General features: G+C 44.4%; 11 protein-coding genes and 3 rRNA genes. 11 read left to right on the top strand and 3 right to left on the bottom strand.

Annotated features, from left to right (window positions below):
- The first annotated feature begins 408 nt into the window (after nucleotides 1-408).
- From ettA to GSF04_RS09960, 11 genes are all read left to right on the top strand, one after another.
- Complete coding sequence (gene ettA / locus GSF04_RS10010) at nucleotides 409-2,073, top strand: energy-dependent translational throttle protein EttA (protein WP_010604458.1); 1,665 nt, start codon at nucleotides 409-411, stop codon at nucleotides 2,071-2,073.
- A 216-nt stretch (nucleotides 2,074-2,289) separates the two neighbouring features.
- Complete coding sequence (locus GSF04_RS10005; protein WP_010378318.1) at nucleotides 2,290-2,655, top strand: PilZ domain-containing protein; 366 nt, start codon at nucleotides 2,290-2,292, stop codon at nucleotides 2,653-2,655.
- Between the two features lie 44 nt (nucleotides 2,656-2,699).
- A complete protein-coding gene (locus tag GSF04_RS10000; RefSeq protein ID WP_211859432.1) occupies nucleotides 2,700-3,104 on the top strand; it encodes a DUF350 domain-containing protein in 405 nt (134 codons plus the stop codon).
- 9 nt (nucleotides 3,105-3,113) lie between these two features.
- Complete coding sequence (locus tag GSF04_RS09995) at nucleotides 3,114-3,710, top strand: DUF1190 domain-containing protein (protein WP_211859431.1); 597 nt, start codon at nucleotides 3,114-3,116, stop codon at nucleotides 3,708-3,710.
- Nucleotides 3,711-3,822: 112 nt separating this feature from the next.
- On the top strand, nucleotides 3,823-4,992 hold the full coding sequence (locus tag GSF04_RS09990) for a glutathionylspermidine synthase family protein (RefSeq protein WP_130126683.1): 1,170 nt from the start codon (nucleotides 3,823-3,825) through the stop codon (nucleotides 4,990-4,992).
- 365 nt (nucleotides 4,993-5,357) lie between these two features.
- Complete coding sequence (locus GSF04_RS09985) at nucleotides 5,358-7,325, top strand: FAD-dependent L-amino acid oxidase (RefSeq protein WP_211859430.1); 1,968 nt, start codon at nucleotides 5,358-5,360, stop codon at nucleotides 7,323-7,325.
- 244 nt (nucleotides 7,326-7,569) lie between these two features.
- Complete coding sequence (locus GSF04_RS09980) at nucleotides 7,570-8,268, top strand: spondin domain-containing protein (protein WP_211859429.1); 699 nt, start codon at nucleotides 7,570-7,572, stop codon at nucleotides 8,266-8,268.
- A 9-nt stretch (nucleotides 8,269-8,277) separates the two neighbouring features.
- A complete protein-coding gene (locus GSF04_RS09975; RefSeq protein WP_039496099.1) occupies nucleotides 8,278-8,985 on the top strand; it encodes a spondin domain-containing protein in 708 nt (235 codons plus the stop codon).
- 52 nt (nucleotides 8,986-9,037) lie between these two features.
- Nucleotides 9,038-9,769 carry a response regulator transcription factor gene (locus tag GSF04_RS09970; protein ID WP_211859428.1) on the top strand — a complete coding sequence of 244 codons (732 nt, stop codon included), beginning with the start codon at nucleotides 9,038-9,040 and terminating at the stop codon, nucleotides 9,767-9,769.
- Entirely contained in the window at nucleotides 9,766-11,229 is a 1,464-nt protein-coding gene (locus tag GSF04_RS09965; RefSeq protein ID WP_211859427.1) for a HAMP domain-containing sensor histidine kinase, read from the top strand. Before GSF04_RS09970 ends, GSF04_RS09965 begins: the two co-directional genes overlap by 4 nt.
- A gap of 190 nt (nucleotides 11,230-11,419) precedes the next feature.
- Nucleotides 11,420-11,953: a hypothetical protein gene (locus GSF04_RS09960; RefSeq protein ID WP_211859426.1), complete on the top strand. Its 534-nt coding sequence runs from the start codon at nucleotides 11,420-11,422 to the stop codon at nucleotides 11,951-11,953.
- Nucleotides 11,954-12,667: 714 nt separating this feature from the next.
- Here the strand turns inward: GSF04_RS09960 and rrf (GSF04_RS09955) are convergent.
- The 3 genes from rrf (GSF04_RS09955) to GSF04_RS09945 all read right to left on the bottom strand — a co-directional run bounded on the left by rrf (GSF04_RS09955) (nucleotide 12,668) and on the right by GSF04_RS09945 (nucleotide 15,937).
- A 5S ribosomal RNA gene (gene rrf, locus GSF04_RS09955) occupies nucleotides 12,668-12,781 on the bottom strand.
- 41 nt (nucleotides 12,782-12,822) lie between these two features.
- Nucleotides 12,823-12,936, bottom strand: a 5S ribosomal RNA gene (gene rrf, locus GSF04_RS09950).
- A 117-nt stretch (nucleotides 12,937-13,053) separates the two neighbouring features.
- Nucleotides 13,054-15,937, bottom strand: a 23S ribosomal RNA gene (locus GSF04_RS09945).
- Nucleotides 15,938-16,177 lie beyond the last annotated feature (240 nt).

Below are 16,177 nucleotides of genomic sequence, written 5' to 3'. Positions count from 1 at the left end.
AAAAATAAACACGACTAGTGAAAATTTGTTCTGCTTAGCTGAATGGGGATCGCTGAAAAGCGAAAACAACGTAGCCGTTCATCCTTGCCATCGAGTTTTTAGTTCCGGTAAAAACCCACCACACTCGTTAACATTTTCATCTAATAACTTTCTTCAGCGTAGTGATATAATAGCGATTCCTCGGATTGGAAACAGGTCAAAAATGACCTATGAATGATAAACTTACAATTAAACACTGGATAAATAAACAGACCAATTATTTAACTTATTAAAAGGTAAATAAAAAATTACAATAGTTAACTTAAACTAGCTTGGGCATTGTTTTTTCCTCGTTCTGAACTATCAACATTGCAGCACTGGAAGGCTTTCTCTAAAATACATCTAAATTAAAAAAGAGATTGGAAACTCATGGCTCAATATATTTATACCATGTCGCGGGTGAGCAAAGTTGTGCCACCTAAGCGCACTATTCTGAAAGACATTTCTTTATGCTTTTTCCCTGGCGCTAAAATTGGTGTTTTAGGTCTTAATGGTGCAGGTAAATCGACCCTACTTCGTATTATGGCGGGTGTGGATAACGAATTCGAGGGCGAGGCACGTCCGCAACCTGGTACTAAGATTGGTTACCTACCGCAGGAACCTGTACTAGATGAAAGCAAAACCGTTCGTGAAACGATTGAAGAAGCAGTTGGCGAAGTTAAGCGCGCCCTGAATCGATTAGACGAAGTGTACGCAGAGTACGCAATGGAAGACGCTGACTTTGATGCGCTAGCTAAAGAGCAAGGCGAATTAGAAGCTATCATCCAAGCACATGACGGTCACAACCTAGATAATGCGCTTGAGCGCGCTGCCGATGCGCTTCGTTTACCAGAATGGGATGCGAAAATTGAGCACCTATCAGGTGGTGAAAGACGCCGTGTTGCTATCTGCCGACTGTTACTTGAAAAGCCAGATATGCTGCTTCTTGACGAACCGACTAACCACTTAGATGCCGAGTCGGTTGCGTGGTTGGAGCGCTTCCTTCATGACTACGAGGGCACAGTGGTCGCGATCACCCACGACCGCTACTTCCTAGATAATGTAGCAGGCTGGATTTTAGAGCTTGACCGTGGCCATGGTATTCCGTGGGAAGGTAACTATTCTTCATGGCTTGAGCAAAAAGATGCACGCTTGAAGCAAGAAGAAAAATCAGAGAAAGCACGCCAGAAGTCGATTGAAAAAGAACTTGAATGGGTACGCTCAAATCCGAAAGGTCGCCAAGCTAAGTCTAAAGCACGTATGGCGCAGTTTACCGAGCTTCAGCAAAACGACTATCAAAAGCGTAACGAAACCAACGAGCTATTCATTCCACCTGGTCCTCGCTTAGGCGACCAAGTGATTGAAGTGAGCAACTTACGTAAGAGCTTCGGTGACAGATTGTTGATTGACGATTTGAACTTCAACGTACCTAAAGGTGCAATTGTTGGGATCATCGGTGCAAACGGCGCGGGTAAGTCAACGCTGTTTAGAATGCTAAGCGGTCAAGAGCAGCCAGATAGTGGTAACATCACTATTGGTGAAACGGTTGAAATCGCCACTGTTGAACAGTTCCGTGATGACATGGACGGTAATAACACCGTATTCCAAGAGATCTCTAACGGCCAAGACATTCTTAAAATTGGTAACTTTGAAGTACCAAGCCGCGCCTATGTTGGCCGCTTTAACTTTAAGGGCAATGACCAACAAAAGTTTGTAAAAGAGCTTTCTGGTGGTGAGCGCAATCGTCTGCACTTAGCAAAACTACTAAAAGCAGGCGGTAACGTACTGTTGCTGGATGAACCAACCAACGATCTCGACGTTGAAACGTTACGAGCGCTAGAAAATGCGATTTTGGAATTCCCGGGCTGCGTTATGTGTATCTCGCACGACCGTTGGTTCCTAGACCGCATCGCGACCCATATTCTAGATTACCGTGATGAAGGCCAAATCAATTTCTTTGATGGCAACTACACTGAATACGAAGAGTGGCTGAAGAAGACCTTTGGTGCTGAGGCCGCAGAGCCTAAACGTATCAAATACAAGAAGATTGGCTAATAAGCCTATCGACGATAGATAATCTGAGGCTCCTCGTTAGGAGCCTTTATTATTTTTAATACCTGCTTTTCTTTATTCATGCCGCACTATGGAGGTACGTAGCAAATCAAACTGCAGCAGCAATCCTATCCAACCAGCGTAATTTATTGTCATTTTTTAGTAGCGAGCACAATGATATAAGCTATTCTTTACCTATACGTACTATTAGGATCAGTAATGAAAGAACGTCGACGTTTTTCCAGAGTTATTTTTTCAAACGAGGCACAGTTTATGGCCTCAAGCGGTGATTTTAGCTGCGAAATCTTGGATTTATCGCTCAATGGCGCGTTACTCACCCTGCCCGATGGCTATGTGCCACTCAAAAACGACCCAGCAAGTTTAAACTTTTACCTACCAGGGAGTGATATCCAAATTACGATGGAGGTAGAAGTTCGCCATGTTGAAGAAGGTCATCTAGGTGTACATTGCCGCCAAATCGACCTCGATAGTGTGACGCATTTAAAGCGCCTTATTGAACTTAACCTTGGAGATGATGATATACTGCATCGCGAGCTGGAGCAGCTCACCTACGATGATGATTAATATCTATCGAATTTCAAATTCGATGCTATAACAAAGAGAAAATTATGATTTTGGATTCTTTACAAGGATTTTTCCCTTTTATTACCTACTTCGGTCTTGCCTACTTACTTACCTTAGTCTTCTTATGTATTTACTCCAAAGTTACCCCTTATTGTGAGTGGAAACTAGTTAAAGAAAACAACCCTGCTGCTGCAACTGCGTTTTGCGGTACCTTAATTGGTTTTGTTTTGCCTATCGCCAGTGCCGCAGTCAATGCGGTATCTCTTATTGATTTTGCCGTTTGGGGTGTTATTGCGGGAGTTATGCAGTTAACTACCTTCTTCATGGTAAGACTGTATATGCCAAAGCTATCTGAGAAAATCGAAAACAATCACATCAGTGCTGGTTTGTTCTTAGGTGGAGCCTCGCTTGCGACCGGAATTTTGAATGCCGCTTGCATGACCTATTAAGGAGTCAAGATGAAAAGGAGTAGAACAATCAAATTGACTTTATTAATGGGTGCCACAGGAGGGTTGACCGCGTGTGGTGATAGCGACGAATCAGCGTTACTTTTTAAAGACGTTGATGAATGCACATCATTCGGTATTGAAGAAGAAGCATGCCAGTTTCAATACCAACAAGCACTCGATAGCCATCGCCAAGAAGCGCCCAAATATGCCTCTGAACAGCTATGCGAAAGCGACTTTGGCTTTGATCGCTGTGAGCATTCGAGTGGTGGGATCTGGCGTCCAATTATGGCGGGCTTTATGGTTGCTGCGCTTGCAGAGGCCGTAGACGAAGGCCTAGACATGATGAAAAAGCGCAAAAAGAAAAAGGCAGCTTACTTAGGCGGCACTTACTATTCTGGCGCAAAACCGCTGTATCGCTCTCGTGATGACTTCTTTAGCTATCGAAATGCGCAAAACGGGTTTGTCGCATCTGCAAAATCTTCAGGTACAACATCGGTTAAAAGCTCAACTATAAATTACAAGCCGCGTGCCAGCTCAGTATCACGCAGTCGCGGTGGATTTGGCCGCACAGCTTCTCGTAGTAGTGGTGGCAGTTGGGGCAGCTAAGCCAACCTTCGCTTGATAAAAGATAAGCCGAGGTCCACTCGGCTTTTTATTGAGTGCTCTGTAGTTTAGCAAGTATCTACGCATTGATATTAGACGGTTCGATTTTACACTTATGTTAAGAATTTCTATTGATGAACGCCCACACTGGCGTGAACAAGCAAAAGCCCACGGCTTTGAATTTCATACTATGTATGGTGAAAAGTATTGGGACGAAAGTGCATATTATCAATTTACGTTAAAACAAATTGAGCAAGACTTGGAAGACCCAAGTGATGAACTCCACCAAATGCTCTTACACCTTGTCGATTTAGTGTGTAATGATGAGTCACTTCTGCAACAATTTGCTATTCCTGAGTCTCAATGGGAATTAGTGACTCGCTCATGGCGTCGTCGAGACCAAGCGCTCTATGGCCGCTTTGATTTTAGTTACGACGGTAAGTCACCAGCCAAGCTGCTGGAGGCCAATTACGACACGCCCACCAGCTTATTCGAAACAGGTTACTGGCAGTGGCTATGGCTTGAAGAACAGGTAAAAGCCGGTAAGTTACCGCGTAATGCGGATCAATTTAATGGCCTTCAAGAAGCGCTAATAGAGCGCTTTTATCAACTGCATAAATTCCACCGTGGTGCTCCCCTACACTTTTCTTGCTGCAAAGAAAGCATTGAGGACTTGGGCACCATTCAATATATGCGCAGCTGCGCGATGGAAGCTGGACTCAAAACGAAACAAGTTTTTATCGAAGATATCGGATTTGATAACCAACACTTTGTCGACCTTGATGATCGAAAAATCCAATGGATGTTTAAGCTATACCCGTGGGAGTTTATGTTTCAAGATGAATATAGCGAACAATTATCGGAAGCAAAAGTGCAATGGCTAGAGCCCGCTTGGAAAGCGATTTTATCTAACAAAGCAATCTTACCTTTGCTATGGCAAACCTTTCCCAATCATCCAAATCTGTTACCGGCATACTTTGAACAGGACAAGCATAAAATTGCAAGCAGCGAGTCCGGCTATGTGAAGAAGCCGTTATTTTCTCGTGAAGGCGCGAATATTGAGATCCGAAAAGATCAACAACTACTTGCTCAGTCTGCTGGTGGATATGGCGAAGAAGGTTATATTTATCAAGCTTACTCACCTTTACCCAAATTTGCGGGCTTCAATACGCTCATCGGCTCATGGATTGTCGGTGATAAGGCAGTTGGAATTGGTGTCCGTGAAGATAAAAGTCTGATCACCCAAGATCTTAGCCGTTTTTTACCCCATATCATTGTTGGCTAAATTCATCTGGTCCCCTAAACAAGTTAGTCGGTATGGAACAAATATGTTCCATACCTCAAATTAGTGTTCAGCCAAGAATAAAAGCATATTAAATTCATGCCATTCGTACTTTTTAGACAAACACTTGGCAAAACCCGCCGCAAAAATTAACACAAACTTAACCAGTGTACTAAAGTAGTATCTGGGTTTTGCATCAGGCTGAGAAAGCAATACTTGGCTTGTTGCAACAAATTTTTGGAAAGTGCACTCAACAGGTTGGAGTGCATAGATATATTAAAGATCACTTAGCGAGCTAGGAAGTAATACCAACAGGTATAAAAGCAGTCAGCCTCAAAGTGTGAGACATAGTCGACTAAGGAACTCACATGACTCACTACAAAATAGGTACAGATATTAGTCAAAAACCCATTCCAGACGCAGTGAAGGTCGCAGTGATAGGGGCTGGTATGTCTGGTTTGTATAGCGCTTGGCGATTACAGTGCGAAACAGACATTGATGACTTCGCCATTTTTGAGCGCAGCAACCGCACAGGTGGAAGGTTAGACTCAGATCTTATCCATTTCAGAGATAACCGCGCAGGAGCAAAGCCTAACAGCACCATTACAGTCAAAGAAGAACAAGGTGGTATGCGGTTTCTATTTGAGGGTATGGATGACCTAATGGCCCTCTTTCTAAAATTAGGCCTAGAAGATCAGATAGTCCCTTTCCCTATGAATAGCGGCGGAAATAACCGGCTATACTTTCGCGGTACCAGCTTTTCGGTAAACGATGCCGAACAAGACGACTATCATATTTGGTCAGCACTTTATAACCTCGACCCAAACGAGCAAGGTGTTAACCCCAAAGACATTATTAATGTTGTTTTTAATCGTATCTTGCAAGTGAATCCACAGTTCGATTCAAGGCCAGAGGTTCGCGGTCCAGAGTTTTGGCAGGATTTCCGTCTGCAATGTCAATGGCAAGGTGAACCGCTATATAATTGGTCTTTGTGGGATTTACTCACTGATATGGGTTATAGCCAAGAATGTATCACCATGCTGTATCGTGTTTTGGGTTTTAATGGCACCTTCTTATCGAAAATGAACGCGGGAGTCGCCTACCAGCTTTTGGAAGACTTTCCTGCAGATGTCGAATTTAGAACCTTTAAAGATGGCTTTAGCACCCTGCCAAACGCGCTGGTGGATAAAATAGGTAAAGAGAAGATTTACCTGCAAACGAGCATCGACAGCATCGCCTTTGATAAAGCAGACAATCTATATGTACTTAAGTACACCAAAACCGAGCAAGACGGACAGATAAGCGAAGGAACATTTAAAGCCGAAAAGCTTATTTTAGGGCTACCAAGGCTCGCGCTTGAAAAGTTGTTCATAGCGTCAGATGTATTCAAACAACTACCAAAGCATCGGCGCGATGCGTTATGGGATACATTGCAAAGCACAAGCAACCAACCGCTCCTGAAGATTAATTTATACTACGACACTGCATGGTGGGGAACCGGCATGACAGGCCGTCCAGCTGTCAGCTTTGGACCTAACTTTGCCGATTTACCAACAGGTTCTGTTTATCCCTTTTATGCTTTAGATGATGAACTCGCAGCCGCGCTTATGTATAACGAGCGTCATGCCGAGCCTAACTCAGAAGCCCAGCACAAACTCGAAGGGATAGAAGCCGCTAAATACAGTCGTCCAGCCGCATTGACTATTTACTGTGATTATCTAAATATTAATTTTTGGAGTGCACTGCAAAACAAAGGTGAGCTTTATCATCACCCTCGTGAGTCGGAACTCGTTGAATCTATTCCCAGTGATATTTTTCCAGCTTCGGAAGCGGTTGTACGACAAGCGACACAATTCTTTAAAGACATTTTTAATACACATTATGTTCCACAGCCCACCCTCACTAGCGCTCGAATTTGGGAAGGGAATGTGAATTTCAATATCCCTGAAAATCTTCAATTTGGTTTTGGTGTACATCAATGGGCAATTGGTGCGAATGATAAAGACGTCATCGAAGATTTAGTAGAGCCGTTGCCAAATCTGTTTACCTGCGGTGAAGCTTACTCTGATTATCAGGGCTGGGTAGAAGGCGCGTTACGTTCGACAGATTTAGCGCTACAAAAAGGGTTTGGTTTAGCGCCGCTAAGCGAGGTCTTTGAAACAGACCAAGGCTGTAGCTCGTCAGAAGCAATACAAATCGCCTATCGAAAAATTGCTAATGAAATGATTATGGAATATATCGATCCTAACTTTTCGCCAAACACTAAAGACAAAGTCACGCTTGCTGATGCCAATAGTGTGCTTGGCGTCAACCTCAGTTATTTCGATAAGCCCTAACCCGCTTCCCTAGTAACGAGGAGTTTTTTACTCCTCATTATCCCTACCTTGCAGAACGAATTGATAGCTTTCGATCAACTAAAACCGTTCTGGCGTACTTCAAGTTACCCTAAGCTCCGCTGATCTGAGCCCTGTGATAAGTATTCTAGGCTTTTGTGATAAAAACGTGATAACTCCGTGAGCCTATCTCAATATCTTGCAGCCATGATAAGGAGACTGTTAATCCTAATAAGAAGAGTACATCATGAAAGCAAAAATCCTGACAACATTAGTCGCTACGTGTTTATCAAGCGCTGCGCTGGCACAAGACCTTGAAGTAAAAATCACTAACCTCACTCACGGTATTTACTATACGCCTTTACTGGTGACTGCTCATAATCAAGATACCGCTCTTTTCAAACTCGGTGAGCAAGCTTCTGAAGCATTGCAAGCCATGGCCGAAGGCGGTGACATTTCAGCTTTAGGACAAATCCTCGAAAGCTCAAACGCCAATATGGTCGCCAACCCAGCTGAGGGGCTACTTGCACCCGCAGGCTCTACAATGGCGATGATATCAACCAGTGAGGGAAATACGCATCTTTCAATTGTGGCAATGCTACTTCCTACCAATGATGGATTTGTAGGATTAAATGCGTGGCCTATTCCAAGCGCTGCCGGCACCTATGAAGTTTACCTTAATGCCTATGATGCGGGTACTGAAGCGAATAATGAACTGGTTGTCGAAGGCTCTGGTGCACCCGGTATTTTAGGGATCCCGGCATCGCCAGGTGCAGCTCCTGGAACTCAAGGTGCTGGCGTCACGGCTAGTGAAGAAAACACCATGGTCCATATTCACAGAGGCAACGTAGGTGACGACGAGCAAGTCGGAGGTAATAGCGATCTGCATAACACCGTGCACCGTTGGTTAAATCCCGTCGCTAAAGTAACAGTAACCGTAAAATAAGGGGGAGCTATGAAAGCGAAATTAGCATTAATTGCCATGTCTGCGCTCCTGCTCAGTGCATGTGGAGACAATGACAATAATATGGTGATGCCAGAGCCTCCGGTTGAGCCAGAGCCAGTTGAGTATGAGTTTGCCATCACTATCACGAACCTTACACATGCACAGCCTATGTCACCAATTGCAGCGCTGCTTCACCAGTCTGGTCATTACTTTACTGTTGGCATGCCAGCAAGTGAAGCATTAGAGCAACTTGCAGAGGGCGGAAATAACAGCGACATCATAGCCGAAGAGATGACACAAGCATCCGTCTCAACGGATGGACCTTTAGGCCCCGGTGCGACAACCAACCTTTCCATCAAAACTACTGACCTTTCTGAGCTTAAGTTATCGCTATTAACCATGATGGTGAATACCAATGATGGATTCTCCGGTCTAAATGCTATAGACGTCTCTGCGCTGCCAGTAGGCGAGATGCAAATGTATCGAACACTTGCCTACGATGCTGGCACTGAGCTGAATAGCGAAGCCGCGGGAACCATACCAGGCCCAGCAGACAGCGGTGAGGGCTTTAACGCAGAGCGCAACGATAATCACAACATGGTGACGATGCACAGTGGTGTAGTTGGTAGTGATGATGGACTCCAAAGTTCAACGCTCACTAGTGTCCATAAATTTGATAACCCACTGCTTGCAGTCACTATCGAGAGAGTTAAATAGCCTATGCGCAAACGTCTGCCATAGGCGTTTGCGCTTTCATAAAGGGCTATTTATGTTAGAAAACGTGTTGCTAGTTGAAGATGATTTAGACATAGCGAGATTACTCCAAGTGCATTTAGAGGAGTTAGCTTTAGAGGTAACGCATGTTGCTGACGGCAGCCAAGTATTGTCGACTGCTAAAGCGAACGATTTTGCCGTGATTTTACTGGATTTAATGCTACCTAATATGGATGGACTAACCCTTTGTCGAGAGCTTAAGGCGCTTTACCCTATGAGTAGTGTCATCATCGTCACCTCAAAAAGTAGCGATATCGATAGGATCATTGGACTAGAAGTTGGTGCGGACGACTATATATGCAAGCCTTTCAATACGAGAGAGTTGCAAGCAAGAGTGAAAGCCCAGCTACGCCATGTCAGGCAACTTAAGCAACCAATGCAGACTGAAAATGCGGACTTCCCGAACAATAAAATTGCAGTTGGGAGCCTAGTTATCGATGCCTGTTGTCATGAAATTTCGTTGGCTAATGTTAGATTAGACCTTACCGCAACCGAATTTGAGCTGCTGCAGTTTTTTGCTAAACACCCAAATCACGTGTTTTCTCGAACCCAGTTATTAGAATCAGTATGGGGCTACCAACACTCAGGATACGAGCATACCGTTAACTCCCATATTAATCGTCTGAGGGCAAAGCTTGAAGCTATTTCAAATAATACGGTGATAGAAACAGTGTGGGGCGTTGGTTACAAATTAAATTCAGCCTCTCTTAACGGGCAAAGCGTATGAAGCTCTCACTCTACAAAAAACTCGCACTGACCTTATTTGTCACTTTCGTTGTCATTGCAGCGATTTTTGTGTGGTGGACTCAAGCGCTATCTCAAGTCTCTAAATCTCAAGCAGAACAACAATTACACCTCGCACTTGCGACCCACCTTGTTGACGATAACCCCCTGATAAAAGAGGGAGTGTACGACTATGATGGTTTGAGTAATCTATTTCACACCTTGATGATCCTAGGCCCCTCATTCGAGTTTTACTTTGTCTCCCCTGAAGGTAAGCTATTAACTTACTCTGCAGCCCCTGGAGAGGTTAAACGTCAGCAAATTGATGTTACCCCGTTAAAAAAACTCCTAAAGAGCGATAGCCAACTACCTGTATTTGGTGACGATCCTAGGAGTGTTAACGGCAGTAAAATTTTCTCTGTGGCCCCTGTATTTAATCAAGATATTTTGCAAGGTTATCTATATATCATCATCGGCTCGTCAAAATACGATAGCATTATTGAGCAACTAAAAAATTCAGACAAGGTAATGCTTGGGGTAAGTTGGTTATTAGGCACTTTGTTCTTTTTGCTGGTTGTCGTCTTGCTACTGCTTAATAAAATCACCAAGCCCGTGTCCAGACTGACTCAATATATAGATCAAGTCAGCCAAAACCATTTTAATATTAGTCCTGATGCCCAAATAAATTGGCCCGAAGAAGATGATGAGATCCATCAGCTGGGTCGCAGCGTCAATGCTATGCTGGATAAAATTCAGCAGCAATTAACCACACTTAGCCTCAAAGATGAACAACGTAAAGAATTGCTTTCACAGCTAAGCCACGATCTCCGCACACCACTTGCCTCGCTTAAAGGTTACATTGAACTGATAGAAAAACAAACGAGTGACAAAAATATCGTTTCGCACATCGAAATTGCCAGCAAAAATATAAATCAGCTCAATCATCTTATTGCACAAATTTTTGAACTCGCTCATCTAGAAGCTGGACATACCAAACTTCATATTGAGCCCTTTAATCTACTTGAACTTATGTATGACGTTGCAGCTAAGTTCAAGTTGAAAGCTGAAGCCAACCAGTTACAGATAGCAATATCCCCACCTCAAAGTACATTGGTGATTAACAGTGACATAGGGAAATTAGATAGAGTGTTGTCAAACTTAATAGATAATGCAATTAGACACACAGAGGCTAGCGGAGTAATTAGTTTGGTACTAGAAGAACATGAGGGTTATGCACATATTAAGGTAAATGATACGGGTATTGGGATCAGTGAGCTGGACCTACAACATATTTTTGAAGCAAGCTTTCAAGCCAAAAATAGTAATAGTAATCGTAAATTTAATGCGGGTCTTGGTCTTGCGATTACCAGTGAGCTTATCAAAATACTTAAAGGACGGATCAGTGTAGCAAGTGCACTCAATGAAGGCAGCCAATTCACCGTCATTTTGCCTTTGAACAAATAAAACTCGGAGTAACTAGCTCCAATTAGGCATCTACTAGTCTGGGCTTTTACTTAAGGTACACTTTCAATATATTTTCAATGTAAATATTTTCTGGCTTTCTACTCAAGTAAACTACATTTTAATTAAAAGTAAAATAACACAATAATTAGTTGCAACATAATACGGAAAGTTTGCTATGCCAGTCGTCTCTATGCGTAACTTTATGAACCACATTGGAACTGCCAATGATGGCTTTCGCCAGAATGCTTCCTCGCTGAACAATATTATTCTATTGCTAGGTGGTAATGCGCAAAACAGCCCCAATAATCGAAATATCAATAATCGGACAGCCGAAAATATAGAGGGTGAGATCCACGGCCTGCCAGTTGATAAACTTCTAAAATATCAAACTGCATTAGTGTATTTAGGCAACGCATTAAATATCGATAGCTTTGCCCGTCCAACGAATTACAACATGGCTTTTCATGGTTTTGAGTTGCAATGGTATCAATTTCGAGATCCCACCCATGGCTTGATAAGGATTGATAATGCTAGGTATATTTTTAAGCATCAATTCACATTTGACAGCACTAATGGTGATGTTAACACCTTTACACACTGCCTAACTAGAGAGCATGTCTGGTACCCTACCGCTAGGGCTTATGATCCACCTTTTAACCAACTATTAAGCAGAGTACCACAAAGTTTTTTATGCCTCAAAATGGTTCTCAAAGCGCCTCCGTAACTGACGATCACTCAACATTCAATCCTGATTATATTGTGAGACGCCCGCTAACCATGGGAAGAACCATTGATATCCGTCAGCGCTATCAATACAAACAACCCGGCCGGGCAGTGGCAGAATATTCCTGGCGCTTCATATATTTTGAAAAAAGGTGTCCGATGGGAGATGAGTGGTGATCCTTGCTTTTTCTTCTCTAAACAAAACTATGCACCAGAAAATCCTAATGCATATCACTTTGAGGTAGAAATCGCACTAGGGAATGCACCATTGGCTACTTTAAATAGACTCCCATCACGAGGAGCTACATCGCATAACTCTATGAACAGACAACGTGAGATAAGGGTGATCGCCGGCGGCTCATAGTGATGAGACATTACGTAGATGGAAAGGCGCTAACGCAATATTAAAGTAATACCAATTCGCTTAATTAAGTGATCTATTTTGAGGCGAGAGAACCTGGTCGATAACACCGCTACCGCGTCCTGCTATCGCCAAGGTACCTACATCTATGTAGGCAAAGCGAAAATTTTGCTATTTAGTTGCTCTAAATGAGAAATTTTTAACGCGGTTAGCGTCAGATTTGCTCCTTCAAATTGAGCAAATATTAAGGCTGATTGGTATTATGCTTTGGTGGGAGCGAGTTTATCTCGCGATGTACTGAACCCCAAATACAAAAAACCCGTTACATTGCTGTAACGGGTTTCTTTAATTAGGCCCTGACGATGTTCTACTTTCACATGGGTAATCCACACTATCATCGACGCTGTTTTGTTTCACTTCTGAGTTCGGCATGGGGTCAGGTGGTTCCAAAACGCTATGGTCATCAGGAAAATACTGTTTTTTAGTTCTTATTTTTATATTAAATTTGGCCCTGGCGATGTTCTACTTTCACATGGGTAATCCACACTATCATCGACGCTGTTTTGTTTCACTTCTGAGTTCGGCATGGGGTCAGGTGGGTCCAAAACGCTATAGTCACCAGGAAATTCTGTTCATCAATGAAGTCTCCCTCATCAATGTAAATCCGGAAAAAGCTATTAAATTCTTTTGTCTACTTTAGTCTATTAACTTCTGTCGCTTATAAACCACTTTGGCGTTGTATGGTTAAGCCTCACGGGTAATTAGTACGAGTTAGCTTAATGCCTCACAGCACTTCCACATCTCGCCTATCAACGTTGTAGTCTTCAACGGCCCTTCAGTTGACTCTAAGTCAAAGTGAGAACTCATCTCGAGGCCTGCTTCCCGCTTAGATGCTTTCAGCGGTTATCAGTTCCGAACGTAGCTACCGGGCAATGCAATTGGCATCACAACCCGAACACCAGCGGTTCGTCCACTCCGGTCCTCTCGTACTAGGAGCAGCCCCTCTCAATTCTCAAACGCCCACGGCAGATAGGGACCGAACTGTCTCACGACGTTCTAAACCCAGCTCGCGTACCACTTTAAATGGCGAACAGCCATACCCTTGGGACCGACTTCAGCCCCAGGATGTGATGAGCCGACATCGAGGTGCCAAACACCGCCGTCGATATGAACTCTTGGGCGGTATCAGCCTGTTATCCCCGGAGTACCTTTTATCCGTTGAGCGATGGCCCTTCCATTCAGAACCACCGGATCACTATGACCTACTTTCGTACCTGCTCGACGTGTCTGTCTCGCAGTTAAGCTTGCTTCTACCATTACACTAACCGTACGATGTCCGACCGTACTTAGCAAACCTTCGTGCTCCTCCGTTACTCTTTGGGAGGAGACCGCCCCAGTCAAACTACCCACCAGGCACTGTCCTCAACCCCGATTCAGGGGCCTAAGTTAGAACATCAACACTACAAGGGTGGTATTTCAAGGTCGGCTCCACAGAAACTAGCGTCTCTGCTTCAAAGCCTCCCACCTATCCTACACATGTAGGGTCAATGTTCAGTGCCAAGCTGTAGTAAAGGTTCACGGGGTCTTTCCGTCTAGCCGCGGGTACACAGCATCTTCACTGCGATTTCAATTTCACTGAGTCTCGGGTGGAGACAGCGTGGCCATGGTTACACCATTCGTGCAGGTCGGAACTTACCCGACAAGGAATTTCGCTACCTTAGGACCGTTATAGTTACGGCCGCCGTTTACCGGGGCTTCGATCAAGAGCTTCGCCTAAGCTAACCCCATCAATTAACCTTCCGGCACCGGGCAGGTGTCACACCGTATACGTCATCTTACGATTTTGCACAGTGCTGTGTTTTTAATAAACAGTCCCAGCCACCTGGTCACTGCGGCTCTCGTTTGCTTACAGAGCAAGTCTTTCACAAACAAGAGCGTACCTTCTCCCGAAGTTACGGTACAATTTTGCCTAGTTCCTTCACCCGAGTTCTCTCAAGCGCCTTAGTATTCTCTACCTGACCACCTGTGTCGGTTTAGGGTACGATTCAGTATGAACTGAAGCTTAGAGGCTTTTCCTGGAAGTAGGGCATCAACAACTTCACCACCTTGGTGGCTCGTCTCGACTCTCAGCCTTGGCAACCCGGATTTTCCTAAGTCACCAGCCTACAGCCTTTCACATGGACAACCAACGCCATGCTTGCCTAGCCTGCTCCGTCCCCCCATCGCATTCATACCGAGTACGGGAATATTAACCCGTTTCCCATCGACTACGCTCTTCAGCCTCGCCTTAGGGGTCGACTCACCCTACCCTGATTAACATGGGATAGGAACCCTTGGTCTTCCGGCGGAGGAGTTTTTCACTCCTCTTGTCGTTACTCATGTCAGCATTCGCACTTCTGATATGTCCAGCATGCCTCCCGGCACACCTTCAGCCACTTACAGAACGCTCCCCTACCCCGCAGACAAAGTCTGCAGCCGTAGCTTCGGTGGTATGTTTAGCCCCGTTACATCTTCCGCGCAGGCCGACTCGACTAGTGAGCTATTACGCTTTCTTTAAAGGGTGGCTGCTTCTAAGCCAACCTCCTAGCTGTTTTAGCCTTCCCACATCGTTTCCCACTTAACATACACTTTGGGACCTTAGCTGACGGTCTGGGTTGTTTCCCTCTCCACGACGGACGTTAGCACCCGCCGTGTGTCTCCCGGATATTACTTTACGGTATTCGGAGTTTGCAAAGGGTTGGTAAGTCGGGATGACCCCCTAGCCTTAACAGTGCTCTACCCCCGTAAGTATTCGTCCGAGGCTCTACCTAAATAGATTTCGGGGAGAACCAGCTATCTCCCGGTTTGATTAGCCTTTCACTCCTAGCCACAGGTCATCCCCTAACTTTTCAACGTTAGTGGGTTCGGTCCTCCAGTTGATGTTACTCAACCTTCAACCTGCCCATGGCTAGATCACCGGGTTTCGGGTCTATACCCTGCAACTTAAGCGCCCAGTTAAGACTCGCTTTCGCTACGGCTCCCCTAAATGGTTAACCTCGCTACAGAATATAAGTCGCTGACCCATTATACAAAAGGTACGCAGTCACCCAACAAGTAGGCTCCTACTGCTTGTACGTACACGGTTTCAGGTTCTATTTCACTCCCCTCACAGGGGTTCTTTTCGCCTTTCCCTCACGGTACTGGTTCACTATCGGTCAGTTGGGAGTATTTAGCCTTGGAGGATGGTCCCCCCATATTCAGTCAAAGTTTCACGTGCTCCGACCTACTCGATTTCACTTTAGATAAGTTTTTGTGTACGGGACTATCACCCTGTTTCGTCATGCTTTCCAGCATGTTCCACTAACTACACTAAAGCTTAAGGGCTGGTCCGATTTCGCTCGCCGCTACTTTCGGAATCTCGGTTGATTTCTTTTCCTACGGGTACTTAGATGTTTCAGTTCTCCGCGTTCGCCTCGTTAACCTATGTATTCAGTTAACGATACCTGCAAGCAGGTGGGTTTCCCCATTCGGAAATCCTAGTCTCAAGCGCCTCTTACTGGCTTGACTAGGCTTATCGCAAGTTAGTACGTCCTTCATCGCCTCCAACTGCCAAGGCATCCACCGTGTACGCTTAGTCACTTAACCATACAACCCAAAATGGTTTATTATTTTGAGGTGTATGTGTCAAAGACAGTTTAACTTCGCCAGAAGTTAATATTGAATACTAAAGTAGACGCTAATTAATCATCAAATGATTAATCGGCATTTTCTTTCGAAAACTCGATAAATAACTTTCGTTATCTATCAGAATTTAATTTTTCAGCTTTTCCAAATTTTTAAAGAGCAATATCACTTAGCCATCAGGCCAAGCAACAATCATCTGTG

It is taken from the genome of Pseudoalteromonas sp. A22, from assembly GCF_018141345.1.
GTDB lineage: Bacteria > Pseudomonadota > Gammaproteobacteria > Enterobacterales > Alteromonadaceae > Pseudoalteromonas > Pseudoalteromonas maricaloris.
This window is presented reverse-complemented; position numbering and strand designations above follow the sequence as displayed.